Origin of the sequence: Lentimicrobium sp. L6, assembly GCF_013166655.1 — a bacterium.
Lineage (GTDB): Bacteria > Bacteroidota > Bacteroidia > Bacteroidales > UBA12170 > UBA12170.
Genome location: NZ_JABKCA010000015.1, coordinates 16,231 through 41,509, shown reverse-complemented (window position 1 = coordinate 41,509; position 25,279 = coordinate 16,231). Strand labels below are relative to the sequence as shown.

General features: G+C 34.4%; 20 protein-coding genes. 16 read left to right on the top strand and 4 right to left on the bottom strand.

All coding sequences use genetic code 11. The features are described from left to right. Positions 1-4 precede the first annotated feature (4 nt). From HNS38_RS05585 to ppk1, 15 genes are all read left to right on the top strand, one after another. On the top strand, positions 5-1,561 hold the full coding sequence (locus HNS38_RS05585; RefSeq protein ID WP_172277337.1) for an acyl-CoA carboxylase subunit beta: 1,557 nt from the start codon (positions 5-7) through the stop codon (positions 1,559-1,561). Positions 1,562-1,571: 10 nt separating this feature from the next. After that, the gene (locus HNS38_RS05580) at positions 1,572-1,940 is read left to right on the top strand and encodes an OadG family protein (protein ID WP_172277340.1); all 369 of its coding nucleotides are present in this window, start codon (positions 1,572-1,574) and stop codon (positions 1,938-1,940) included. A gap of 10 nt (positions 1,941-1,950) precedes the next feature. Further along, entirely contained in the window at positions 1,951-2,367 is a 417-nt protein-coding gene (locus HNS38_RS05575; protein WP_172277343.1) for a biotin/lipoyl-containing protein, read from the top strand. 173 nt (positions 2,368-2,540) lie between these two features. Beyond that, positions 2,541-3,719, top strand: a complete 1,179-nt coding sequence (locus HNS38_RS05570) for a sodium ion-translocating decarboxylase subunit beta (RefSeq protein WP_216663646.1) — start codon at positions 2,541-2,543, stop codon at positions 3,717-3,719. 129 nt (positions 3,720-3,848) lie between these two features. Continuing rightward, complete coding sequence (locus tag HNS38_RS05565; RefSeq protein WP_172277346.1) at positions 3,849-6,557, top strand: T9SS type A sorting domain-containing protein; 2,709 nt, start codon at positions 3,849-3,851, stop codon at positions 6,555-6,557. A gap of 83 nt (positions 6,558-6,640) precedes the next feature. Then, positions 6,641-7,102 (top strand): hypothetical protein, encoded by a 462-nt coding sequence (locus HNS38_RS05560; RefSeq protein ID WP_172277349.1) that lies wholly within the window; start codon positions 6,641-6,643, stop codon positions 7,100-7,102. 410 nt (positions 7,103-7,512) lie between these two features. Next, positions 7,513-8,040 carry an RNA polymerase sigma factor gene (locus tag HNS38_RS05555; RefSeq protein WP_172346130.1) on the top strand — a complete coding sequence of 176 codons (528 nt, stop codon included), beginning with the start codon at positions 7,513-7,515 and terminating at the stop codon, positions 8,038-8,040. Beyond that, complete coding sequence (locus HNS38_RS05550) at positions 8,040-9,422, top strand: hypothetical protein (protein ID WP_172346129.1); 1,383 nt, start codon at positions 8,040-8,042, stop codon at positions 9,420-9,422. The genes HNS38_RS05555 and HNS38_RS05550 overlap by 1 nt, the downstream gene beginning before the upstream one ends. 9 nt (positions 9,423-9,431) lie before the next feature. Continuing rightward, positions 9,432-10,409 (top strand): T9SS type A sorting domain-containing protein, encoded by a 978-nt coding sequence (locus tag HNS38_RS05545; RefSeq protein WP_172346128.1) that lies wholly within the window; start codon positions 9,432-9,434, stop codon positions 10,407-10,409. A gap of 89 nt (positions 10,410-10,498) precedes the next feature. After that, a complete protein-coding gene (locus HNS38_RS05540; protein WP_172277361.1) occupies positions 10,499-10,858 on the top strand; it encodes a hypothetical protein in 360 nt (119 codons plus the stop codon). 197 nt (positions 10,859-11,055) lie between these two features. Further along, positions 11,056-11,607: an RNA polymerase sigma factor gene (locus HNS38_RS05535; RefSeq protein WP_172277364.1), complete on the top strand. Its 552-nt coding sequence runs from the start codon at positions 11,056-11,058 to the stop codon at positions 11,605-11,607. Then, positions 11,607-13,094 (top strand): hypothetical protein, encoded by a 1,488-nt coding sequence (locus tag HNS38_RS05530; RefSeq protein WP_172277367.1) that lies wholly within the window; start codon positions 11,607-11,609, stop codon positions 13,092-13,094. Before HNS38_RS05535 ends, HNS38_RS05530 begins: the two co-directional genes overlap by 1 nt. Positions 13,095-13,098: 4 nt before the next feature. After that, positions 13,099-14,544: a PKD domain-containing protein gene (locus HNS38_RS05525; protein ID WP_172346126.1), complete on the top strand. Its 1,446-nt coding sequence runs from the start codon at positions 13,099-13,101 to the stop codon at positions 14,542-14,544. 102 nt (positions 14,545-14,646) lie between these two features. Next, positions 14,647-16,095, top strand: coding sequence for an LptF/LptG family permease (locus tag HNS38_RS05520; RefSeq protein ID WP_172277373.1), 1,449 nt, complete (start codon positions 14,647-14,649; stop codon positions 16,093-16,095). Positions 16,096-16,097: 2 nt separating this feature from the next. After that, a complete protein-coding gene (gene ppk1, locus HNS38_RS05515) occupies positions 16,098-18,146 on the top strand; it encodes a polyphosphate kinase 1 (protein WP_172277376.1) in 2,049 nt (682 codons plus the stop codon). Between the two features lie 3 nt (positions 18,147-18,149). Here the strand turns inward: ppk1 and HNS38_RS05510 are convergent, their stop codons facing one another. Beyond that, positions 18,150-18,683, bottom strand: coding sequence for a GNAT family N-acetyltransferase (locus HNS38_RS05510; RefSeq protein ID WP_172277379.1), 534 nt, complete (start codon positions 18,681-18,683; stop codon positions 18,150-18,152). 229 nt (positions 18,684-18,912) lie between these two features. Between HNS38_RS05510 and HNS38_RS05505 the strand changes: the two genes are divergently transcribed. After that, the gene (locus HNS38_RS05505) at positions 18,913-20,334 is read left to right on the top strand and encodes an ATP-dependent RecD-like DNA helicase (protein ID WP_172346125.1); all 1,422 of its coding nucleotides are present in this window, start codon (positions 18,913-18,915) and stop codon (positions 20,332-20,334) included. Between the two features lie 20 nt (positions 20,335-20,354). Here the strand turns inward: HNS38_RS05505 and HNS38_RS05500 are convergent, their stop codons facing one another. The 3 genes from HNS38_RS05500 to HNS38_RS05490 all read right to left on the bottom strand — a co-directional run bounded on the left by HNS38_RS05500 (position 20,355) and on the right by HNS38_RS05490 (position 25,279). Continuing rightward, on the bottom strand, positions 20,355-20,822 hold the full coding sequence (locus HNS38_RS05500; RefSeq protein ID WP_172277385.1) for a type II toxin-antitoxin system HigA family antitoxin: 468 nt from the start codon (positions 20,820-20,822) through the stop codon (positions 20,355-20,357). A 14-nt stretch (positions 20,823-20,836) separates the two neighbouring features. Continuing rightward, positions 20,837-24,472 carry an ATP-binding protein gene (locus HNS38_RS05495; protein ID WP_172277388.1) on the bottom strand — a complete coding sequence of 1,212 codons (3,636 nt, stop codon included), beginning with the start codon at positions 24,470-24,472 and terminating at the stop codon, positions 20,837-20,839. A gap of 153 nt (positions 24,473-24,625) precedes the next feature. Continuing rightward, a complete protein-coding gene (locus tag HNS38_RS05490; protein ID WP_172277391.1) occupies positions 24,626-25,279 on the bottom strand; it encodes an outer membrane beta-barrel protein in 654 nt (217 codons plus the stop codon).

Here is a 25,279-nt window from a genome sequence, read left to right as displayed (position 1 = left end):
TATAATGGCAATACAAGATAAAATAGACTTGCTCATCAAAAAACGGGAAGAAGCAGCCCTTGGCGGAGGAGAAAAAAGAATAGCCTCCCAGCACGCCAAAGGGAAATTCACAGCCCGTGAGCGAATTGACATCTTACTCGACGAGGGCAGTTTCGAAGAGTTTGATATGTTTGTAACTCACAGATGTACTAACTTTGGCATGGATAAGCAGCATTTCTTAGGAGATGGTGTAGTGACAGGTCATGGAACAATAGATGGTCGCATTGTTTACGTTTACTCTCAAGACTTCACGGTATTTGGAGGTTCTTTATCAGAAACTTTCGCTGAGAAAATTTGTAAAGTAATGGACATGGCTATGAAAGTAGGAGCACCTGTTATCGGCATCAATGATAGCGGAGGAGCACGTATTCAAGAAGGTGTAAATAGTTTAGCTGGTTATGCTGAGATCTTCCAAAGAAACATTATGGCTTCAGGAGTTATTCCTCAAATCTCTGCAATTTTTGGTCCTTGTGCTGGTGGAGCCGTATATTCTCCAGCTCTTACTGATGTTGTCATCATGAGTGAAGAATCTAGTTATATGTTTGTTACTGGCCCTAAAGTAACAAAAACAGTAACTGGAGAAGATATCACTACCGAAGACCTTGGTGGTGCAGATGTTCATACTTCCAAATCAGGTGTTGCTCACTACAAAGCAGAAAATGAAGAAGAAGGTTTAATGTTAATTAGAAAACTGATGGAATATCTTCCTAACAATAATATGGAAGACCCCATTCAAACTACTTGTAACGACCCTCTTGATCGTATTGATGATGTATTAAATGAAATCATTCCAGAAAACCCAAATCAGCCTTATGAAATGAAGGACATCATTTGGAGTTTAGCAGATAATAATGAATTCTTTGAGTTCCAAAGACATTTTGCTAAAAACATCATCACAGGTTTTATTAAATTAAATGGCAATCCAACTGCAGTTGTTGCCAATCAACCTAATTATTTAGCTGGTGTACTAGATATCAACGCCAGTAGAAAAGCTGCTCGCTTTGTACGTTTCTGCGATGCTTTCAATATTCCTATCTTAACATTGGTTGATGTTCCTGGTTTCTTACCTGGTAGCAAACAAGAGCATAACGGAATTATTACTCATGGTGCTAAGTTAATGTTTGCTTATGGTGAAGCTACAGTTCCAAAAGTAACAATTACAATCCGTAAATCCTACGGTGGTGCACATGATGTAATGAGCTCTAAACAATTAAGAGGAGACGTTAATTACGCGTGGCCAACTGCAGAAATCGCTGTAATGGGCGCCAAAGGTGCTATCGAAGTATTAGAAGGCAGAAAAATGTCGACTATGACTCCTGAAGAAGCTACTAAATATGCCGTTATAAAAGAGGACGAATACAAAGAACAATTCGCTAATCCCTATAATGCAGCAAGATATGGCTATATTGACGATGTCATTGAGCCTAGAAATACTAGATTTAGAATTGTTAGAGCTTTCAGAACATTAACAAACAAGAAGGATATGAATCCTCCAAAGAAACACGGAAACATTCCTTTGTAAAGAAAAGAAAATGGAACATCTAAATTTAATATTGCTTAATAGCACCATGGACTTCGGAATCACAGTTACTTTAATTGGATATCTAATTGTTCTTTCTGCACTTATTTTCTTATTCCTAGTATACTTACTAATACCCAAATTATTAGATATGTATACACGTTCTAGAATGAGAAGAGCTGGTAAAAAAGATGCAGAAGAAAGTACAATTGGTCATTCAGGAGAAGTAAATGCGGCTATTAGTATGGCTATATATCTTTGCATGAACGAAAAGCATGATATTGAAAGTGGTAAAATCACAGCTAAAAAATTGTCAAAACGATATTCTCCATGGAGTTCTAAGATATACACCATTCAGGGAGGTTTAAATTCAAGATTTTAAAAATTGAACAATGAAATCATATAAATTCAAAATACGAGGCAACGAATACGAAGTAGATATAAAAAGTACCGAAGGTAATCTTTTCGATATTGAAGTAAATGGTACTTCCTACCAAGTAGAACTTGACCGCGAAGTGAGTCAGTCCAAAACACCAACCATGGTAAGACAGGCTGTACCAACTCACAAAACAATTAAGAAAAAAGGAGATGGTGCAATAATTAAGGTTAAATGCCCTCTTCCTGGTAATATCATGAGTATTTTAGTAAAAGAAAAAGCCCAAGTTAAAAAAGGTGATACTTTACTGATGTACGAAGCCATGAAAATGGAAAACACAGTATTAGCAGAAAAAGATGGAGTCATCACCTCTATTAAAGTTCAAGTGGGTGAGGCCGTTCTTCAAGATCATGTTTTACTTGAAATGAAATAAAAATGGCGATAAGAAAACTATTAACAATAATAGGAGCAATTGCCATTATAGCATTGGTTTCAAGCAGCTTCAAACTGTATGAAAAAGCAACTGATGTTGAGCAAACTTCTCAAGTAGAGAAAAGTACCGGAGTCACTTCCGATATGGGACACGATGAAGAAAGCGTAACAGGAATGTCTGGAATGGGCGGAGTAATGAAGTTTTACGAATACTCTGGCTTTAATAATGTTACAACAGGTCACCTTGTGATGCTTTTCGTCGGATTATTCTTTATCTTCCTAGCCATTAAATACGATTACGAACCCTTGCTTTTAATTCCTATAGGAATTGGTATCATAATAGGCAACATCCCCTTTATGGAAGGAGCAGGTTTAAAATTAGGTATTTATGAGGAAGGTAGTGTTATGAATTATCTATATTATGGTGTAACACTTGGTATATACCCTCCTCTAATTTTCTTAGGAATTGGAGCCATGACAGATTTCTCTTCATTAATCTCTAATCCCAAATTGATGCTTTTAGGAGCTGCTGCTCAAATTGGTATCTTCCTTACTTTCCTTGGAGCTATTGCTTTAGGATTTAATCCACCAGAAGCTGGTGCTATTGGAATTATTGGTGGAGCAGATGGCCCTACCGCGATTTTTCTTTCGTCTAAATTAGCAAATGGTATTAACTTATATAACGGAGAGACTGTATTAAACTTAATTGGCCCTATTGCCATTGCTGCTTATTCATACATGGCCCTAGTACCTGTAATCCAACCTCCAATCATGCGTTTATTAACGAATGATAAAGAGCGTGTTATTAGAATGAAACCTCCTAGAGTTGTTCCTAAATTAGAGAAAATTATGTTCCCTATTATTGGACTATTGCTAACAGGTTTTATTTCTCCAAGTTCATTACCATTATTAGGTATGCTATTCTTTGGTAACTTGCTAAAAGAAAGTGGAAGAACTAAACGATTAGCTGATACTGCTCGAAATCCAATGATCGATATCGTAACTATTCTTTTGGGTATCACTGTAGGAGCTTCTACTCAAGCTACTGTATTCTTAAAAGGAACTTCTTTAATGATTTTCGGACTAGGAGCTGCTTCATTTATCATTGCAACCGCAGGAGGAATCCTTTTTGCAAAATTCATGAATATATTCTTGAAAGATGGAGAAAAAATCAACCCTCTAGTAGGTGCAGCTGGTGTTAGTGCTGTTCCAGATAGTGCTCGTGTAGTACAACACGAAGGTTTAAAATACGATCCGACCAACCACCTTCTTATGCATGCCATGGCCCCCAATGTAAGTGGTGTTATTGGTTCTGCCGTAGCCGCTGGTATCCTATTGAGCTTTTTGGCATAAGCCATCTCAAAATATAATTACAGCCCCAGCTACTTATTTAGTTGGGGCTTCTTATTTTATATCTAAAAACTATGAGTTGTAAAACAACCATAATATAAATAGCTTTGTCCTTAAATAAAAATCATAATCATGAAAAACTATTTACTCCCATTTATCGCAATTATTGTGCTAATTGCAATTGTCTTTATATTCGAGAATAAAAATCCGCGTGACACATACGCTAATTCCATCAATAAAGAACTCATGGCTTTTCAAAAAAGCTTACCTGAGGAGTCCACTGATGAAAAGGCACTTGGGCAACCTGATATGGCAGCCCTACAAGAATATTATCAGGTAATGGATCCTGTAGAAAAACGAGTACCACAAGAAAGACTTGTAAAAGCTAATAAGGAGACTAAAGCAATCTTAGAAGCTTCAAGTTTCAAGAATTCTCAAGAATTAGAATGGGAGAATATTAATAGCAATATGGGTGGAAGAACCAGAGCATTAATGTGGGATCCTAACAGTAATACTGGCAACAGAGTTTGGGCAGGCTCCGTTACTGGTGGTATTTGGTATAACGAAGACATCACAGATTATAATTCTGAATGGCATCCTGTTGATGATTTTATGGCTTCCTTATCTATCAGTTGTTTGACCTACGATCCTAACGAAACTCAAACCTTCTATGCAGGAACTGGTGAAGCGCAAACTGCCATAATCACCTATAGAGAATCCTCTGGTAGAGGTGTTGGTATTTGGAAATCAGAAGACGGAGGTAGTACTTGGAGCATTATTGAGTCTAGTCAAAACTTTGCCTACATCACCGATATAGAAGTAAGAGATGAAGAAGGTATATCAGTTATTTATGCCGGTGTGGCTTCGGGCCAATATATGGGAGCCGATCATGTTTCACTTCCTTCTGATGGATTATATCGCTCCGATAATGGTGGAGACTCATGGGAACAAGTGCTACCATATATTTCAAATGAGATTCCATATACACCTGCAGATATTGAAATTGGTCCTGATGGAAGAATTTATATAGGAACCATGAGAAATATTGATGGAGAAGGTGGCGCCGTTATTCTATACTCTGATTTGGGAACTAGTGGTTCCTGGGTAGAGAATGATGATTACCAGGAAATTATTGAAGATGGAATTGGTGAATATAGCTTACCTGGTAGAGTGATGCTTGGAACATCCGCATCAGATAACTCTGAAGTATATGCAATAATCGGAGCTGGATACGAAAACGGATTTGGTTATTATCATGGGAATTTCGTATTAAAATCTTATAATAGTGGTGAAGATTGGGAAGAGTTAAACATTCCAAATAACGATCCAACATGGGCTAGCTTAAGCTGGCATGCTTTCTCTATAGCTGTTGATCCAGTGGAAGTAAACCATTTCTATATTGGAGGCCTAGACCAATATCATTCATTGAACGAAGGCTCTACTTACTTTCATGTAAGCGATTGGGCAGCTATGTATAGTGGTGGTGGGGATTATTATATTCACGCTGACCAACATGTGATAAAATTCAAACCTGGTTCTTCTGATGAAGTTATTTTTGGAACAGATGGCGGCGTCTTTTATACAAATAATGCAAGCGCTTCCAACCCAGTTTTTCAAGAAAGAAATAATCATTATTCAAGTTTACAATTTTACACCTGCGACATTCATCCTAGTACTGGAGAAGATCAATATTTAGGTGGTCTTCAAGATAATGGAACATTAAAATATACAGGCAATGACTTAACTATATTCGATATGATTGTTGGAGGAGATGGTGCTTATTGCTTCTATGATAAAAATGAGCCAAACATCTCATTAGCATCCTATTATTATAATAGATACACCGTGTTTAATGGAGATAATCAAGTGGCTTGGGTTGGAAATAATAGTACTGGAACATTTCTTTGTCCTGCGGATCTTGATTCCGAAAACAATATTCTATTTGCAAATGGAGTTGGTTTTTTTGGACAAGATGCAAACAAAATGTTTAGAGTGAAAAACCTGCCCAACAACCCAACAGAACAATTAATAGATGCAGGTACAAATATAAACACATGGTTTACTGCAGTTACAAATTCTCCTTATGCTGAGCTAGGAAGTTCTACCATATTTATGGGCTCCAATGCGGGGCATTTGTTTAAAATTAGTAATGCACAAGCTATAGCAAATACAACTGAAATAGGAAGCTCAGACTTCCCAACGGGAGCCATTAGCTGTATTGCTATCGGAGGTTCGGAAGATACCTTATTAGTAACATTCAGTAACTATGGAGTGAGTTCGGTTTGGCAAACCTATAATGGAGGTAATAACTGGCAAGAAATTGAAGGAAACCTACCAGATATGCCAATCAGATGGGCGCTATACCATCCAAACTCAAGTAAACAAGCACTTCTCGCAACTGAGCTAGGCGTATGGCAAGCCTCTGATTTAAGTGCAAATAACCCAAGCTGGTCTCCTGCTATTCAGGGGATGGCCAACGTAAGAGTTGATATGCTAAGAATAAGAGAAAGTGATAAAAAAGTAATCGCCGCCTCACATGGTAGAGGTCTATATACTTGTACATATGATTTATTATCAGTAGGACAAAATGAATTGGAAAACACGGAAAGCTTCACTGTTTATCCAAATCCTTCAAACGGCAAGATTAACATTGTTCTTCCTGACAACGAAAGCACAATAAAGCAATTACAACTTTTTAACATGAAGGGGGATTTGGTTTTTGAATCCTCAACATCCCTAAAAAATAATTTTGTTGACCTAAGCAACTATTCTACTGGAAGCTATGTCTTAAAACTAAAGACTTCAAGTAAATATTATTCAAGCAAGATAAGTATACAATAAAATATTTATCTGCTTTGTTCATTGACGGATTGGCCCCACCAATCCGTCTTTTTTTATCTTTGCATTTTAATATTATAATTACAATGAAAAACACAATCTTCATATTTTTATTATCTATTATAGCCTACTCTTGTACTAATTCTACTGTTTTTGAAACCCAACAGAGATTCGAAGACAACAACTGGTTTAAATTTGATGAATTTAATTATGAAATTGAAGTAGATGCTGGTCAAAACTATAGTTTCGATGGAACTATTATCACTGATTCCAACTATAAAAATAGGAAAATGGAACTTGGGTTTTACCTATACCTGCCTGAAGGTGGAAAAAGATTGGAAGACAAAACCATAAGAATTCTTGATTTTGAATATCAAGCCTTGGGAAAAAAGGCAGATAATGGTTTTGAACTTCCTGTGACATTTAAGCAAGACCTTAAAATAAAAAGCGACGGATTATTAAAAATCAAAATCATTCTTCATTCACAACATACCGATAACTTTGGTATTGTTGGTTTTAATCTTTCAGCTAGAAAGACAAAGCCTTAAAAAAACTACTAAACCTTGATTTAATGCAACTTAACCCTTTCCGAAGCACGTTAAATATGTGACCTTCTAAATTAGTGTTTTTTTCCATCTTCCACGCAACCTTATTGATCATATAATGGTCTCTTAGTCAACATCAAGAGGATCTATTCCTTTAAATTAAAACAAAGCGATTTTTAATCAAAAATTATAATGAACCTATGCAACTATTTTGGACACATTTTTGTCTATATATTTTGCATCACAGACCATTATTCTCTTTTGATTTAATCGCATATCGTTCTTTGAATTATTTAGCATGATAATTTGACATATTTATATTTATTCTGCATAGATTTTCAGTTCTGCTTTTCGTTAGTGAAATATATTTCTAAATTTACCGCACGAAAACAATACGGGCATTTACAATCTATATGCAACAAGATAAACTTATAAAAAAGGTTATTCAAGGAAATCCTAGAGCTCAAAAAGCATTTTACGATCAATACGCATCGAAAATGTATTCTGTATCTTTAAGGTTTGCTAAAGATGTAGATGAAGCCAATGATATCCTTCAAGAAGGATTTGTAAAAGTCTTCTCAAATTTAGCATCCTATAGAAACGAAGGAAGCCTCGAAGGATGGATTAGAAGAACCATTGTCAACACCGCTATCAATTATTACAAAAAAAATCTAAAGCATAGAAATTATAATGATTTAGATACTGTAATGATTTTTGAAAAAAGCGATACCGTTTCTGTCATTGATCAGATGTCAGAAAATGAGCTTTTAGGGATTATCAGCAAGTTACCCGATGGATATAGAACGGTATTCAACCTCAATGTTATTGAAGGATATACCCATCGAGAAATTGGCGACATGCTAAATATATCAGAAAACACAAGTAAATCGCAATTGGCGAGAGCCAGAGCATATTTGCAAAAAAGAGTAGTAAAAAAATAATGGAAGATAATACACATAAGGAATTTGACCAGATTTTCAGGGATAAGCTTCAGAATCATGAAGTGGCACCACCTGCACATATCTGGACTGGCGTTCAAGCGGAAGCATTGAGCGGCGCTGCCGGCAAATCATCTCAATGGAGATGGTGGGCTGCTGCTTCTTTATTGGGTCTACTTCTGAGTACAGCTGGATATTTCTATTTAGGAGACGACGAGTTTAATTCGATAGACGAATCTACTCCAGTAGCTCCTACAACTCCTTATAACGAATCTAATTCTACAACAAAGCCTATTAATATGGCCTCCCCTTCTTTTGAGAAGGACTTAGATCTTACAGAAGAGGAAATCATTTCTGAAATAGAAAAGGAACTACCTATTGAAGAAAAATCGAACAGTGAAATAGATAAAACAGAAGAAAAAGAAGAACAACTCATAGAGGAGTCTAATCAAGAAATCAAAAGCCAATTACAAGAAAATTTTATTATTGTAGAAGTGCATATAGAAGTAGAAACAGAAGAACAAGTTGAAGTTGCTGAAGAAATAGTATCTAAAGAAGGTAAAGCAATCAGTAACAATACTCCTATTGAAACAAATATTAATAAAGAGATCTCTAATACAGAGCCAACAAAAGCTGGCTATGACTTCTTCGACGAGGACGCTCTTGATGATATGACTCAAGGACACCGTCAGGAGAAATATTGGGAATTAGGTTTAGAATTTTCTCCTGAATGGGTGACTATTCCAGATAACAACAATAATATCCAATCTTATGGTTTAGATCTATCTGCTAAATATCATATTGGTAAATTATTCTTAGAAACAGGACTTGGTGCATCATTAAGTAAAGATGATGGAATCTATCATGTAGATTATCAAGAAGCAGTTTTTAAAGGCTCCTATCAAGATGTTTATAATGTGACCTTTGATACTTCAGGCGGAACTCCAGTTCCTACATATTACACAAAATTGGTCAATATATACGATACCCTCGACAAGGCAACAATAACAGAAAATAAAAATACTTACGCTTATTTAAACATACCGATTAATATTGGTTACTATACTCCTCTTGGAAAGAAATTTAGTTTCTATGCCAAAACGGGCTTGAATGCAAGTATCTTAATTTATCAAGATATTCCAACTCCAAGCATTGAAGGAGAATTGAATACCATTATTAAAACTACTCCTCTTTACCATCAAAGAACCGATTGGAATTTACAAGCACAAATTAATGTGGGCATTAATTATCACATTACTGAAAATTTCAGATTCGGTTTAGAACCCAATGCTAGATATTATATCAAGTCATTGGTAGAGAGTAACAACAGCGGAAACCCTTATGGTTTGGGAGTGAAAATTGGTTTTAAATACGTTTTAAAATAAAGGAATAAAATGAAAAAATATATACTTGTCATTGGTTTTTTACTGAGCTTGATTTCTTTTTCGGAAGATATCATGGCACAAAAAGCTGAACAAGCTAAAGAAAGGTATAGCTTTGGTGGACATGTGTTTACCAAAGATTTCCCGATCAAAATAGGTCAAGCTGTTTTATATAATGCCTTAACAAATGAAAGACTTGATGATGCCAATATAGATACCTTAGGTTATTATTATTTTTATAGAAAACCTGCTGGCGACTACCTTGTTTTAGCAAGATTACTTCCTGAAGATCCAAATTTTAGCGCATTTTCATCTACCTACTATCCAAATAATGCATTTTGGCAAGAAGCAGAAGTTATTCATCTTACCGAAACATCCTGGGAATATGATATTGATATGGTTGTTCAACAATCTGAAGGTTCTCCCAATGGACCCGGGAAAATAAGTGGTACTATATTCCAAATTAGTGGGAAACCATTTGTAGCTGATGTTGATGTTATCATTTTTGATGAAAACATGGAATCAGTAGTTCATTACCCAACAAATGAATTTGGACAATTTAATTTTGAAAATCTAGAATATGGTACCTATGTACTATTTCCTCAAATTATTGGTATGACTACCAACCCAATTGAAATAATAATTAGTCCTGAGCATGCGGTGCACCAGGAAATAGAAATCAGTATAGAAGATGGCTATATCAGTAGTTCCATTAATGAAGCATTGATTAGCGAAGAATCTTTTAGATTTTTCCCAAATCCTGCTTCTAGTCTTATCAATATTCAATTCAATACCAGTGGAAACAAAAATATTCAAACTAGAATATCAGACCTTAGTGGTAGGGTTGTTTTTGAAGAATCGGCTAAACTGACTTCTAGCGATTATTCAAATACCTTAACAGTTGGAGATTGGCAAAATGGATATTATATCCTAGAGATTCTGATTGATGGATCACTTGCCAGTACTCAAAAATTAGTGATTAGCCACTAATTATTTTCTTAACATTTGATTCACACTTTTTAGGTCTAACTGTTTTTTTCTTAAGTGGAACAATCCTAATTTTGACCTAAAATAAAATCATGAGCAACTCTAGAAGAAACTTTCTTAAAAAAACGGTAGTTACCGCTGCTGCTATCCCAGTACTTGGTGCAAGCAAACCATTATTTTCCAATAGTTTAAACGAAGAAAATTGGGATCATTTATCAAATAAAGAATTGCTTAAGGACTTTAATGAATGGGTGGAATCCTATATCAAAGAGATTAATGCTGAGAAAGAATTGGGAAGAGAATTTAAAGATAATGATGCTCTAGTTCATCTTCCAGCCCAAATGGAAGAAATGATGCCCAAATTTAAGAACCGCTTTAGTGATCCTGGTTTTTTAAAAGACTACTTAAGAATTTCAAAAAAGCTTACTGCAGAAATCGATCAGACTTTCTAACCTGAAATTCAAACACATACCAAGGGTAGCTTTAAAAATTAAAGCTGCCCTTTTACATTATAAATAAAACATATAAATAATTAGATTTCTGTAGATTATATATCTACTAGTATTTATTAAATATGTAATTTTATCCTTCATTAAAACAATAGGCAACCACATTTCATATATGCTGTCTTACAAACGAATTTGATTGAATGAAAGCTTTGGATGACCTCATACACGACTGCAAAATAGGCAAGCGTAAGGCACAAGCTGTGCTTTATAAAAAGTACGCTTCTAGTCTATTAGGGCTGTGCATGAGATATAGTAAATCCAGAGACGAAGCAGAAGATATTCTGCAAGAGGGTTTTATTAAAATATTTAATAAGATTAAATCATTAGAAAAATCGAGTTCGTTAGAACCGTGGATGAAACGCATTATGATAAATACAGCTATCAACTCTTATCATAAAAACCTGAAGCATTATTATAGTCAGGACATTGATGATATACAAATTGTTGATGGTGAAGAAGAGCAAAGTGAATATTTGCCTCATGTTTCACCCGAAATGGTATTAAAATCTGTTCAAGAACTTCCTGAAGGATATAGGATGGTTTTGAACTTATATGTTTTTGATGGATTCTCACATAAAGAGATAGCTGAAGAGTTAAATATTTCTGTGAACACATCGAAAACGCAATTATTGAAAGCAAGAAAGAAACTTAAGAAGGAATTTTTTAACCGCCAAATAGGCCCCACTGATTAATGGCAAAAGAAAAACAAAATATGGACAATTTTTTGAGAGACTCTCTAGGTAATCTAGAGATGGCTCCCTCTAAAAATGTTTGGAAAGGAGTTTCCAAAAAATTGATCCTATTAGAACTCATCAGATTAAACTTTTCGAATATCGGAAAGTCTTGGCTATACACAGGTGTAGCTGCCGTAACCGCATTCGCAGGATTTACCATCTACCAAATGAACCAAGAAGATTCTCCCTCTGAAACGCCTAAGACTACTGAAGTCATCATTGCATCTAATACCGAAGAAGTAAAAGCTGACCAGAAGGAAACTTACCAACTCACTGAAGACGAGGTGAATTCTAGTGCAGAAACTGAGATTATTACAGAATTGGAACCCATTGATGAAATAGATAAAGAACAAGACATTACTAAAGCTTCTATTATTAGAAAAAAGAGTAAAGTACAAAACAAGGAAATCGAACCCAATCCTGTAACTGACATTTCTGCTCCAGTTTCAAATATAGAACCTAAAGAAAACGAGTCTAATAGTACAGATGATATTGATGAAAACAAAGCTGAATCCATAGATAATATTTCTGATGAAAATTCAAATTCAACTACAGAATATGGCTTAACAACTACTCCGGTAGCTCAAGAAAAAACGGCTACTCAAAATACAAAAGAAGAAAACACTAAGTCTGAGCCAGCTCCAGCAAATAAGGAAGAACTAAATAGTGAAACATCCTCTAAACATCAAAAAATAATTGCTCCAGTCATTACTGATGATGAAATAAAGGATTTAGCTGATGAAGAGCCAACAAATCTGACTTGGTTTGTGGGAGCAAATTATACTCCAGAATGGCCTATTTCTTCCGAAGAGATGTATGTAAACAATCACCAACTTGGAGTTAAGGCTGGTATAGAGTATAAAAAATGGTCTATGAGTATTGGTATTGGAGTAAAAACAGAAAAAACTCCAAGCCGGTTTATGGCTCATTATTCCACTTACGATAGCGTTGGATTCTTTTATGATATTGATTATTACGAACAAGCACCAAATTCCTCAGACTCTATTATCATTCACTATACTATAAGAAGCCTTTTCGACTCCATTGATAATCAATCTGAAGTTCAAGGCCCAGACCAAAAAAGAAGATGGATATTTATCCCAATAGACTTCTCTTATCGACTTTATCGAAAGCCAAAGTATGAATTAATGGCAAAAGTATCTGCTAATTTGGGATGGTCAAATTATACCGAAAGCAATAATATGTCCAGTGCCCTAGCAGGATATTATCAATTAGAGAATATTACAATAAAGCATAACGACACCTATCTACAAGTGGGAATAGGTTTGGAAAATAACTTTAGTATTTTACCAAATTGGTGGATTTATGCAGAACCAAGGCTCAACTATTATGTTAAAAGCCCTTACGAAATAAAAGGAAACTCCAATAATGGCCCATTTGCATTTGGATTGCAAATAGGGATTAAATACAAATTTAATAGATAGCCCTATGAAAAAGATAGAAAAAGCCTTCAGACTTATACTTATCGGATTCTTGGCTATCATAAGCCAAATAACGATTGCACAAAGAGATACCTTATGTGTCGCTAATTTCTCCTTTGAAGAATCTATAACCATAGGGAAACCTAGTGTTATTCAATTTAAAGACTTATCAACAGGAAACCCTACTGATTACTTGTGGAACTTTGGAGATGGCAGCACTAGTAATGCAAGTAATCCTTTTCACTATTTTCCAGAAGCAGGGAACTTTATTGTGACCTTAAGTATTTCAAATGAATTTACGCAAGATGAAATCAGTAAAGAAGTAAACATAGAAGTCCCATTGGAAATCAGTTTTACTTTTAAGCTCGATAGTAATTACCACATTCCAAACACCTTCCATTTTGCAAGTGAAATTGAAGGAAGTTATGATTACTTATTATGGGATTTTGGCGAAGGTGTATTAACAAATGTGGAAGATACAACACATAGCTACACATACCAAGACACTGATTATCAAGTTTGTTTAACAGCAAAATATTATTTCAATGATACATCTACCATACAAAAAATAACCTGTCAAGGACTAACTACTTCAGAATATTATAATTTAGGCGGACAAGTGTTTTTTGGTGATTCGTTAATGAATAACCCCTACCCAACTGGAGATACAGGAATCGCCTATTTGTACAGAATGGATAAGAATAACATCATCCCTATTGATACCAATTATTTTGTGGATTTTGGATATTTTTGGTTTGCTGCAAAATTGAAATCCTATTATATCATTAAAACCCATTTTACTGAAAATTCTAATCATAGCAGGCAATACGCACCTACCTATGTTGGAAATACAACTCAATGGGACGAAGCAGAAATTATTAATCTAGCACAGGATAAATTCCGAGAAGACCTAAGTATGGTTGAGAAAAAAGATAATAAATCAGGCACAGCAGAAATTTCTGGTTCTATTTTTGATATTCTCAACACTGAAAACATAGAGGGAAATCCTATGGTCTATCTTTATAATACTCAAGAAGAACTCATCGATTACAAATCTACAGATTCTAATGGTGATTATTATTTCGATCATGTTTCAAGTGGACATTACCTTGTTAACGCGGATATCACCGGAGTTAAGGCAAGATCACAAATGGTGATTGTAAACGGAAAAGGGCGAAGCCATTTGAAGTCAGAATCAATAGAACAGGAATCTATTATTTTCCCTAATCCCGCCATAGATTATAGTATATTGGAATACTACTATAGCGGAAAAATGAAAGAAGCTAAAATGTTAATTTACAACTCTAACGGGAATATACTACGGGAGGAGTCTATCACACTAAATGATGGACTAAATTATATACACATTGATCTTGAAAATACAAATAAAGGAGTTATTTTCGTTAAAATAGCAGATGAGCAAACGCAAGTATTTAAGCTTATTCACAACTGATATTAACACCTGAATTCCTGATAAAAAGGAATCCTCTAAAATTAGCATTTTTTAAGTCTTCAAAATTGCTAATATCTTATCTTTGCTAAAAAATAGAATTCTTTGAAAAAAGTAGACCTTTTTATAATTCGCTCCTATCTAGGGCCATTGATATTAACCTTTTTTATTGCATTGTTTATTTTATTGATGCAATTTCTTTGGTTATACGTGGATGATTTAGTGGGTAAAGGATTGGAATGGCACGTCCTTCTTCGATTGCTTTTCTATGCCTCCTCCACTTTTGTTCCTATGGCTCTGCCACTTGCTATCTTATTAAGCTCCTTGATGACCTTTGGCAATCTGGGTGAACATTATGAACTGGTAGCCCTAAAAGCATCAGGCATTTCATTGAAAAGAATCATGAAACCATTAATCATTCTATCTATATTTATTAGTGGCTTGGCTTTTCTTTTTTCTAATAATGTATTACCAGTGGCTAATTTAAAATTCAGAAGCCTCCTATACGACGTTCAGCAGAAAAAACTAGCCTTCAAGATAAAAGAAGGTATTTTCAATAAAGATTTAGGAGATTACACCTTACGGATTGGTGGGAGAGCCGAAGATGGGGAAACTATTTACGATGTAATGATTTACGACCATTCTGGAAGAAATGGGAATACCAAGGTGAGTGTAGCGGAATCGGGGACTATGAAACAAAGCCTTAGTGGCGATGCTATTGAATTTACCCTTTTCAATGGGTATAACTATGAAGAGAAAACAGATCAAAAAAACTATAGAGTTACTAGACCATTCCAAACCACTCAGTTTTCTGAAGAAAGAATACGATTCACCATCGATAATGGACTCAGTAGAACTGATGAAAACCTGTTCAAACACAGTTATCATATGATGGATTTAAGTCAGTTGACCAAATCAAAAGACTCCCTAAATATTTTATTAAAGAGAAGAAATACTGATTTTGGTCAAAACCTCATCAGAAAATACAAAAACTACCATAGAGTAGACTCACTCAAACTTAATAAGCAGTTGTATTCAGACACCTTAATGGTTTCTGAATACACCAGTATCCTTTTTGATTTACATGTACTCGATAGGAACAAGATAATCGAAAGCGCTTTGAATAGAACTCGAAATATAAAGGAAAGCGTGGTAGGCATGAATGATGAAAATACAAATAGAGAGAATACTATTAGAAAACACGATATTGCCTATCACAAAAAATTTACACTTTCAATTGCATGCCTCATCTTGTTTTTTGTAGGTGCCCCATTGGGAGCCATCATCAGAAAAGGTGGATTGGGATTACCGGTGGTCATGTCTACCCTATTCTTTATTGCCTATCATATTCTAACCATGACAGGGGAAAGAGCAGTAAAAGCAGGTTCTATGAACCTTTGGATTGGGGTTTGGATGGCCTCTGCTATATTTTTACCGATTGGGATTTTCCTTACCCTAAAAGCTACTTCCGATGCACCATTGTTTGATGCTGATACTTATAAAAAAATGTTTGAAAAAATATTTAAACGCAAAGAATCAAAATCAATTCAGTAGTAATGGAAAATGAAATAAAATATATCAATAGGGAATTAAGTTGGCTTGATTTTAATTACCGTGTGCTACAAGAAGCCATTGATAAAAAGAACCCCATATTAGAACGTTTTAAATATCTTGGTATATTTTCCAATAATAAAGATGAATTTTTTAGAGTTCGGGTTGCTACCATTAACAGAATGAGGATTCACAAAAAGGTGACTGATGCTGTAAAGAAAAGCCTGACCAATACCTTTTTAGAACTTCAGCAGAAAGTAGCACATCAAGAAGAGATTTATAATGAAACCTATCATTCACTTATTGCAGAAGCAAGAGAGAATAATGTTTTCTTGATAGATGAAAATGAGATCAACGAATCACAGAAAGAATATATTAGTCAATATTTTGACGAAGAAGTAAGAAAACATGTATTTCCTCTAATGTTAGGCGACAATCAGAAATACAAAAATTTCAAAGACAAAACAGTCTATTTAGCTATTGAGATGAAAGATTCCAAAAAAATCCTCAAAGATAGATATGCTCTTATTGAAATGCCAACCAACATTCTCTCTCGTTTTGTGAAACTCCCTACTGTTGGCGACAAGAAATACATCATGTTTTTAGATGATGTGGTGAGGTTTAATCTCCATGCTATATTTTCTATTTTAGGTTATGATATTTTTGTAGCTCATATGGTTAAGCTAACTCGAGAAGCTGAGCTGGATATTGATAATGACGTTTTAAAAAGTTTTTTAGAACTCATGAGTGATAGTGTGAAGAAAAGAAAGAAAGCACCTCCTATTCGTTTTGTATACGATAGGTCCATCTCTCCAAAGCTCCTAAAGGTAGTTTTAAATACCTTTGGAATTAAAAGCAATGATAACCTGAGAGCTGGTGGAAGATATCATAATCTAAAAGACTTTATGGACTTTCCTTCTTTAGATCCAGAACTTTTTTACAAACCTATTCAGCCTTTTATTCATCCTGAATTGCCAGCAAACAAAAGCAAATTTGATATTCTTCGAAGAAAAGATATTTTACTTCATTATCCATATCATTCCTTTAAAAGTACCATTAGTTTAATATGGGAAGCTGCCGTTGATCCAAATGTAAGAGCCATTAAAATGACTTTCTATCGAGTTTCTAGAAATAGCTCTCTTATGAAAGGATTGATAAATGCGGCTAGAAACGGAAAAGCTGTTACCGTTTTCATGGAACTCCAAGCTAGGTTTGATGAAGAGGATAATATTTATTGGGCAGAGCGCTTACAAGAGGAAGGTGTAAAAATCATCCCCACTATACCAGGGTTTAAAGTTCACTGCAAGCTAATCCTCATTCGTAGAAAAGAAGCAGGGGCAAACGTGTATTATAGCAATGTGAGTACTGGGAATTTCCATGAAGCCACAGCCAGAGTATATAGCGACACCAGTTTAATGACCAGCAATCACGATATTTGTAAAGATGTAAATAATGTTTTTCAATTATTTGAAACCAAGTTCAATCGCCCCACTTTTAAAGCCTTAAAAGTCGCACCTTTCAAAATCAGAGATTTTATCTATAAGCGAATTGAAATTGAGACCCATAATGCCTTAGAAGGTAAAGAAGCATTTTGTATCATCAAGATTAATAACCTTGTAGATATGGGTATCATCAAAAAGATTTACAAAGCTGCAGATGCGGGAGTGAAATTCAAGCTGATCATCAGAGGGATCTGTGTTTTGAGAGAGAACTTTACTCATGAAAATATTGAAGCCATTGGTGTTGTAGATAGATACCTAGAGCACAGTAGGATTTTTATTTTCGCTAATGGAGGAGACAGAAAGTATTATATCTCATCTGCTGATTTAATGTCTAGAAACCTTGACCACCGTGTGGAAGTAGTTTGCCCTATACACTCTCCAGAACATCAAAAAGAAATCCAAGATTTAATCGACATTCAGCTCCAAGACAATATGAAAGCAAGGAATTTACAGGGTAGGGATATTAATAAATACCTAATTCCACAAGATGGAATACTCCATCAATCACAGTTAGAAACTTACAAATATTTGAAAGCTAAAGAAGAAAAGTAGTATCTAAATACTATATTTTACTAATTCAGGTAAAAGCTCTTGATTTTTAAGTTTACCCGAGGCATTTTTTAATCCATCAGGAACTAATTCTATGGCTAAAAATTCTTCTTCAGAAACTTCTAGGCTTGTGGTAATATCAAACTCAGATGCTGGTTTAAAGCCGAAGCGTGGGAAATATTCCTCTTGACCAACAACCAATACTGAAACATAACCTAAATCACGAGCTTTTTGAAAAGAATTAGCTATCAGTTCCTGTCCAATTCCTAAACCTTGGTAGGAAGGTAATACTGCAATGGTGGCCATAATAATACTAGGGACATTCTTTCTACCTTTAACTATCTCGGCTTTTGCATACATAATAATACCAATAATTTGGTCATTTATTCGTGCTACACGAGATAACTCTGGAATAAAGTGATTCGTTTTTCTAAAATCTTTAATCAAGGCGTTAACATCTTCCTTTTGAAAAGCCAAATTAAACAACAAATTAACCTCTTCAATATCCTTTGGTTTTTCCCTCTTAATTTGTACTTGCATATGCTTTCTATTTCTATGACCACAAGATACGAAAAAAAGCAAATACTAGAACATAGTAACTCTTTTCACATCTTGATTTTATTATGGGTTTAAAGCTTTTAATCCCAATTTTGAGGAATTGTTAATAAATAAATCCTATTGTCTTTTGTTCAGCTTAATTTTCTTCATTATTTCAACTTATATTCTCTAAATTGCGATGTCTTTAAAAAAGCATCACCTAATTCATTTTATGAACCCTGAACCAGTTTTAAAAATATTAAAGGAAAAATTTCCGCATCAGCCAACTACTGATCAGGAATTGCTATTTGAGGAATTTGTAAAGTTTCTAGCATACGATTCTATAGAAAAAGTATTCCTCTTGAAAGGCTATGCAGGAACCGGAAAAACCAGTTTTGTGCAATCCATTGTTTCTACTCTACCTGGTATCAGAAAGCGAACAGTACTTTTGGCTCCTACAGGAAGAGCTGCCAAGGTCCTTTCGGCCTATGCCCATAAAAAAGCCCTCACCATACATAAGAAAATATATTTCACCAGTATGGATAAAAGTGGGTATATGGAAAGTCGATTGAAAGAAAATCTCCATGTGAACACCCTGTTTATTGTTGATGAAGCTTCCATGATTTCTGGCTCTACTTCGGATGCTCATTTTTCCCATCAAGATTTACTCGCCGACCTGATCACCTATGTTTATTCAGGTGACCATTGTCAGTTAATGCTGATTGGCGATCTGGCTCAGCTTCCTCCAGTGGGATTAGAAATAAGTCCTGCTTTGAGTCCTGAAGGCTTAAAAAGTTATTATCCTTTCGATATTTTTAAATATGAACTTAAAGAGGTGGTTAGACAAGCTGCTGAATCTGGAATTTTATATAATGCTACTCACATCCGTAATCTCATCGGTGAAGGAAGTATAGAGAACCCCATTTTTTCCATTAGTGATTTTAAAGATGTTTATAGAATTGGAGGTATGGAATTAGCTGATGAATTGTCAGATGCTTTTTCTGAATTTGGAGAAGAAAATGTGGTGATTATTACTCGAAGTAATAAAAGAGCCAATATATATAATCGCGAAGTTAGGAACAGAATTCTTTATAAAGAGAACCGCATTGAAGGTGGCGATTTATTAATGGTGGTGAGAAATAATTACTATTGGTTAGAGGAAAAATCACAAGCGGGTTTTATAGCAAATGGAGATATAGTAGAAATAGTACAATTGAAAAGATATTCTGATTTATATGGCTTTGAATTTGCTGAAGTAGAAGTGCAAATGATTGATTACCCTGATGAACCTAGCTTTGATGTTTTGATACTATTGGATACCTTAACTTCTGAGAGTCCTTCCTTAACCTATGAAGAAAACAATAGGCTATTTCAGGAGGTGATGAAAGATTATTACGATTTAAGTAGCAAGAAAGCCAGAGTAGATGCGGTAAAAAACAACCGCCATTTTAATGCCTTACAGGTAAAATTTGCCAATGCTTTAACCTGTCATAAAACCCAAGGCGGGCAATGGGATGTGGTATTTTTGGAGCAACCTTGGCTTCCCGATGATAAAATGGATGTGGAGTTTGGTCGTTGGCTCTATACTGCCATTACTCGTGCTACTAAAAAACTATACTTGGTGAATTTTAAAGAGGAATATTATCAGGACTAGCCTTTGACAATCCTAAAAACTTATAAGACTGCCACTCTACCACTTTTTGTAAAATAATCTTTGATGGAATCTATACTCAATATTTTCTCTCTCTTTTCAGGATCTAGTTTTATATCTTTATTACCATTAACCAATGATTCTAAGGGAATTCCCAGATATCTGTTTAATAATGTTATCATTTTCAAAGTTAATGGTCTTTTTCCATTTAGAACTTCCGAAATTCGTGTTTTCCCACCAAACAAAGGTGCAAGGTCTGCTTGCTTTAAATTCATCTGATCCATTCTAAATCTAATGGCTTCAATAGGACTTGGAGCTTGAATTGAAAAATGCTCTTGCTCATATTTTTCAATAAGTAGAGACAATAATTCTATCTCCTCGCCTTCGCTACTTGCTGGTTCAATTGCATTTTCATTGCTGTGAATAAGTATATAAATACGCTCACAGGCGTCATTATAATCTTTCTCCGTTTTTAATATTTTAGTCCTCATATTTTACTATTCTTTTAAACAATAGGAATTTTAATAATAAAACTAGTCCCTTTTTTGAGGATGGTTTCCACTCGAATAGTTCCTCCGATATTCTCTATCATCTTTTTTACCAATGCCAAGCCTAGTCCCATTCCACTAGTTTTTGTGGTAAATCGTGGTTCAAAAATATGAGTAAGTTCGCTATCAGCAATGCCACAGCCATCATCACTAATTCGAATCTCTAGGCTTTCACTCACCCTTGTTAATTTAGTATGAATAGCGCCCGATGAGTTTTGTCCTATGGCTTGAACCGCATTTTTATACAGATTATTAAATACTCTAATCAATTGATTTTTATCGGCCGAAACTAATATATCTTCCTCCATAAATTCATGGGAGAAGGCCACATGATCATTGCCCTTAAAAATGCTTTCCACGTCTATAATAATGCTCTTGATATCTAATTGTTGAGCTTGGATTTTATCAATTGCTGCAAAGGTACTAAACTGTCCAGCAATCTCACTTAGCACGTCAATTTGCTCTTGTAATCCTTTGGTAATCCTCTTCATCCTCACTTCAAAATCCTCCACCTGATCGTCCCAAGCCCTTTCTAAATACTGCACATTGAGTTTCATGGGTGTGAGTGGATTTTTAATCTCATGAGCAATTTGCTGAGCCATTTCACGCCAAGCCGATTCCCTTTGGGTAATGGCTAATTTCTGAGCACTTAAACTCAATTCTTCCACCATTCTATTATACTCTTTAACTAACTCACCAATCTCGTCATCCTTATTCCACTCAATCTTCTCATTAGTATCTTGCAAATCTAGCTTCCCCATTTTTTCTTTAATCATTTGCAAAGGTTTACTCAAATATCGAGAGACCACAAGGGTTATCACTACAGTAATAAACAATAGGAATAAATAGATATTTAAGAAAGCTACGATGAATCCAGAGACCTCCTCTTCCAATTCGTACTGCTTGGCAAAGTATGGCAGATTCAGATAGGCAACAGAATGATTGTCTTGATTCCTAAATGGAAGGTAAGCCGATAAATAGTTTTGAGAGCCAATTTTTTCTTCCTGAATGAAGAAAGAGTTCTTAAGAAATTTCAATTCATAATAAGCATTGGCTTCCATCCTATTCGATAATAATGCGGCACTAAACATTTCTGGTCTACTGCTTGCTAACAACTCGCCTTTCTTGTTATACAAGGTGATATCGGTAAAAAATACTTCTGCGAATTTCATCAACAAACTTTCTACATACTGATGATCTGCAGATGTGAACTCCTCCATACCACTCAATTTATGCTCTAATTCTATTAAAACGGAATGGGCTTTTTCCATCAAACTATCAGCATTTTTTGCCTGATTCAGATATATGATATAATATAAACTAGAAACTCCTATTAGAATAAACGAAAATAAGAGGAGTATGATCATGGAATATTGAAGTCTACCTTGGAAACTACTTACCGAATTTTGTAATGAAGCAGTATTAAACAGAAAGTAAAGCAAGAAAGTGAATAAGCTATAGAACAAGAAAATAAATGCGAAAGAAGCTAACCGCTGCAACCAGCCTGGTTTTTCTAAGCTAATGATCAATACATTTTCTTTGTTCTTGGAATAAATATAATGCTGATAATTATTTTTATCGAAATAAGTATCATGATAAGAAGTCAATCTATAATCTTCCAGCTTTTGCTTATAATCAAACTTACCATAAACATCAGTTAAATCTCCATCACCATATACTGCGTAGGAATAATTTCTTAATAAAGTTGATTGATAAATATGGGATTTCTCTAATATCGCAGGAAGTCCCATTTCTTTAGGTTTTACTTTAGATACAAATTCAATAAAAATACAAGATTTATGAACCGAATCTAACTGATAAGGAACTCTTCCAATATAATTCCTGTACTGAAATGAACTTTGAATCAAATACAAAGTATCCTCTCGAATAATTGATTTGCTATTTTTTATCCTTTCACTAAAATACTGATAACATGATGTTTCGAAATTATCAGGCATAATCATAATCATACTTTCCTCATCGCAGTGTATCAGGTTGATATGATATAACTGCATAAAAGATTCAAAGTACTTTTCCGAAATAAAGTTGAGGAGACTGTCATCATTATCAATAATCTGCTGTCCCTTTGTGAGTTCAATAAGAAACTCATCATTTTGAATTTTCTCAATAGAAGAAATAAACTGTTCTTCTAAAAAAGGATCATTTTCTAAATCTAAGGTTAATGCTGATGTTTCTCTGATAAGACCTTCCTTCTGATCGTTTAAGTAATTGAGATAAAAAGTGGTTAGGAAAGTAAAAAATACCAGAAAAAACAAAACTTCACCAAGCTTTCTGTTACCTGTGTTTCTTCTTTGCCAATAAAAGGTCAAAATAATAATGGCACTAATAGAAAGATGTATCAACCAAAAAGAGATTAAAAAATCGCTTGAGGTGACAAGAGGTAAAACGCCTATTCCTAAAAGAAAGATCCATATATGATATTCTACTTTTTTGCAATTGATGAAATGTCCCAACCAACGATAAACAGCAAAAAATAAAGAAAACTGCAGAATAAAGATAATCAATATTACTAAATAGCTATATATATTTAATGAGGCTAGCTGAAACAAATCTAGACCAATTTGGGAATCGAAAATCAAACTCCTGATTAAAATGACCAAGATATAATAGAGGAGGAAAATAAAAACAAGGTAAATATGGATGAACAAGACATTGAGTTGGCGAGTTTTTACGTGATTAAAATAATAAATCACTACTACCATTAACATCAAGCTAATAAAGAATAAGTTTCCAATAGTATTATAAATCCAGAAATGAGCATAAAGGCCAGGAGAAAACAATTCACTCTGAAATATAAACTCTGGCACCCCAAAGAATAAATGGATTCCATACCAAGTAAAAATGACTAAACTAAAAATACTTAATGCTATTAATTCTTTCTCTTTAGATAATTTCTTTAATAGCTTTTGCAGAATCTGAGCCAAAAAGTAAAATGAGAAGATAAACAAGAAGAAGGGGAGCAATTTCAATTTTCCTAAAGAGTTATTCTCAGCAGAATCAATATAAAAAAGTTCTTCTCCTTTATTTCCCTCCACAAGAAAGCCCTTGGTATCACTTACAATCAATTTCTTTGAAATACTAAAATAGCTAGCCAGATGGCTCATTAAATATTCATTTTCCCAAGGGTATTGGATTTTTATGATCTGAACTCCAACAATCGAAAATTGCTGAACTTGTTTATAGCGAAGCACAACTTGGTAAGAGCCCAAATGCTGAAGCCCTGGTTTATCAATTTCATTAAAGCTTTCAGAAAACACAATATGGTTTTCAGTCCATAATTCTAGCTGCTGATCCTCATATAAAGCAAAAGCAAATCTATTTTTATATTTAGCCTGATAGGATAAAGCCTTAATCTCAAATGCTTCTTTTCCATTGAGGATTAATACCTCTTGTAATTCTAATAAAATCCCATCTAAAAGAACCTGATCCGACTGAACTTGACTTTGAATTTGCTGAGCAACATTGGTAATAGATTCAGACTTATTATTCCCTAAAATAACATAAGCGACAGTCACTAGCAATAGCAGTGAAATATTTATCAGGAGCATATATTTCTTCAGGATCATCTTCATAAAACACAAATTTAACAAAACTAGTGACATCAAAATATCTCACCTATTTCTTTATTCACTATATATTTAAAACCAATGACATCAAGCAATTTCTTTGCCAAAAAAAAAGCGAAAACTATTGGTTTTCGCTTTTTTATCATTCTCTACTCTTCATTAAAATACAAATGTTGCACCAATATGAATATCAAAATGAGACAAACTATTATATTCTCCTTTATTATAAAGAATATGTGTATACTTTCCTTTAACAATAAATCCAAATCCAGAACCTGGGTTTAATTGGAATAAAGCTCCAATTTCAGGTTGGAAACCAAACTGCCAGCTTTTATCTTCTACATAGTACTGACCAATCTGATCTTGCTTCTCGATGTTAAACATTCCAGCATTAACACCAATAAAGGGATATATATAATTGTTTTTCAATGGATAATAATGGAAATTCACATAAAGAGGGAAGGTATATAGATAATTAAATCGAGTCGAAGTAATCGCGGCACCTTCCATTTCATATGTGGAACGGTCAAATTTTTCAGAGAATCCTTGCCAGCTAAATCCACCACCCACAGAAATAGGGTCGTTAAATAAATATCTATATTCCATAGCAAAACCTCTAGTAGATGTTTTACTAATGAACTTATCACTCATTTGGCCTACTGGAACACCGATAATCCAATCGAAAGTCAACATTCCACCAGGTTGAGCATAAGTTTTAATAAATCCTGTTGCATCAGGTTTTTGAGCACTTGCTTGATTAGAAAGACCTAAAAAAGCAAATAGTATTGCGACTATAAATAATCTTTTCATCAT

Coding starts and splice junctions, on each gene's coding strand:
- HNS38_RS05585 (WP_172277337.1), top strand. CDS start 5: ATGGCAATACAAGATAAAATAGACTTGCTCATCAAAAAACGGGAAGAA.
- HNS38_RS05580 (WP_172277340.1), top strand. CDS start 1,572: ATGGAACATCTAAATTTAATATTGCTTAATAGCACCATGGACTTCGGA.
- HNS38_RS05575 (WP_172277343.1), top strand. CDS start 1,951: ATGAAATCATATAAATTCAAAATACGAGGCAACGAATACGAAGTAGAT.
- HNS38_RS05570 (WP_216663646.1), top strand. CDS start 2,541: ATGTCTGGAATGGGCGGAGTAATGAAGTTTTACGAATACTCTGGCTTT.
- HNS38_RS05565 (WP_172277346.1), top strand. CDS start 3,849: ATGAAAAACTATTTACTCCCATTTATCGCAATTATTGTGCTAATTGCA.
- HNS38_RS05560 (WP_172277349.1), top strand. CDS start 6,641: ATGAAAAACACAATCTTCATATTTTTATTATCTATTATAGCCTACTCT.
- HNS38_RS05555 (WP_172346130.1), top strand. CDS start 7,513: ATGCAACAAGATAAACTTATAAAAAAGGTTATTCAAGGAAATCCTAGA.
- HNS38_RS05550 (WP_172346129.1), top strand. CDS start 8,040: ATGGAAGATAATACACATAAGGAATTTGACCAGATTTTCAGGGATAAG.
- HNS38_RS05545 (WP_172346128.1), top strand. CDS start 9,432: ATGAAAAAATATATACTTGTCATTGGTTTTTTACTGAGCTTGATTTCT.
- HNS38_RS05540 (WP_172277361.1), top strand. CDS start 10,499: ATGAGCAACTCTAGAAGAAACTTTCTTAAAAAAACGGTAGTTACCGCT.
- HNS38_RS05535 (WP_172277364.1), top strand. CDS start 11,056: ATGAAAGCTTTGGATGACCTCATACACGACTGCAAAATAGGCAAGCGT.
- HNS38_RS05530 (WP_172277367.1), top strand. CDS start 11,607: ATGGCAAAAGAAAAACAAAATATGGACAATTTTTTGAGAGACTCTCTA.
- HNS38_RS05525 (WP_172346126.1), top strand. CDS start 13,099: ATGAAAAAGATAGAAAAAGCCTTCAGACTTATACTTATCGGATTCTTG.
- ppk1 (WP_172277376.1), top strand. CDS start 16,098: ATGGAAAATGAAATAAAATATATCAATAGGGAATTAAGTTGGCTTGAT.
- HNS38_RS05510 (WP_172277379.1), bottom strand. CDS start 18,683: ATGCAAGTACAAATTAAGAGGGAAAAACCAAAGGATATTGAAGAGGTT.
- HNS38_RS05505 (WP_172346125.1), top strand. CDS start 18,913: ATGAACCCTGAACCAGTTTTAAAAATATTAAAGGAAAAATTTCCGCAT.
- HNS38_RS05500 (WP_172277385.1), bottom strand. CDS start 20,822: ATGAGGACTAAAATATTAAAAACGGAGAAAGATTATAATGACGCCTGT.
- HNS38_RS05495 (WP_172277388.1), bottom strand. CDS start 24,472: ATGAAGATGATCCTGAAGAAATATATGCTCCTGATAAATATTTCACTG.
- HNS38_RS05490 (WP_172277391.1), bottom strand. CDS start 25,279: ATGATGAAAAGATTATTTATAGTCGCAATACTATTTGCTTTTTTAGGT.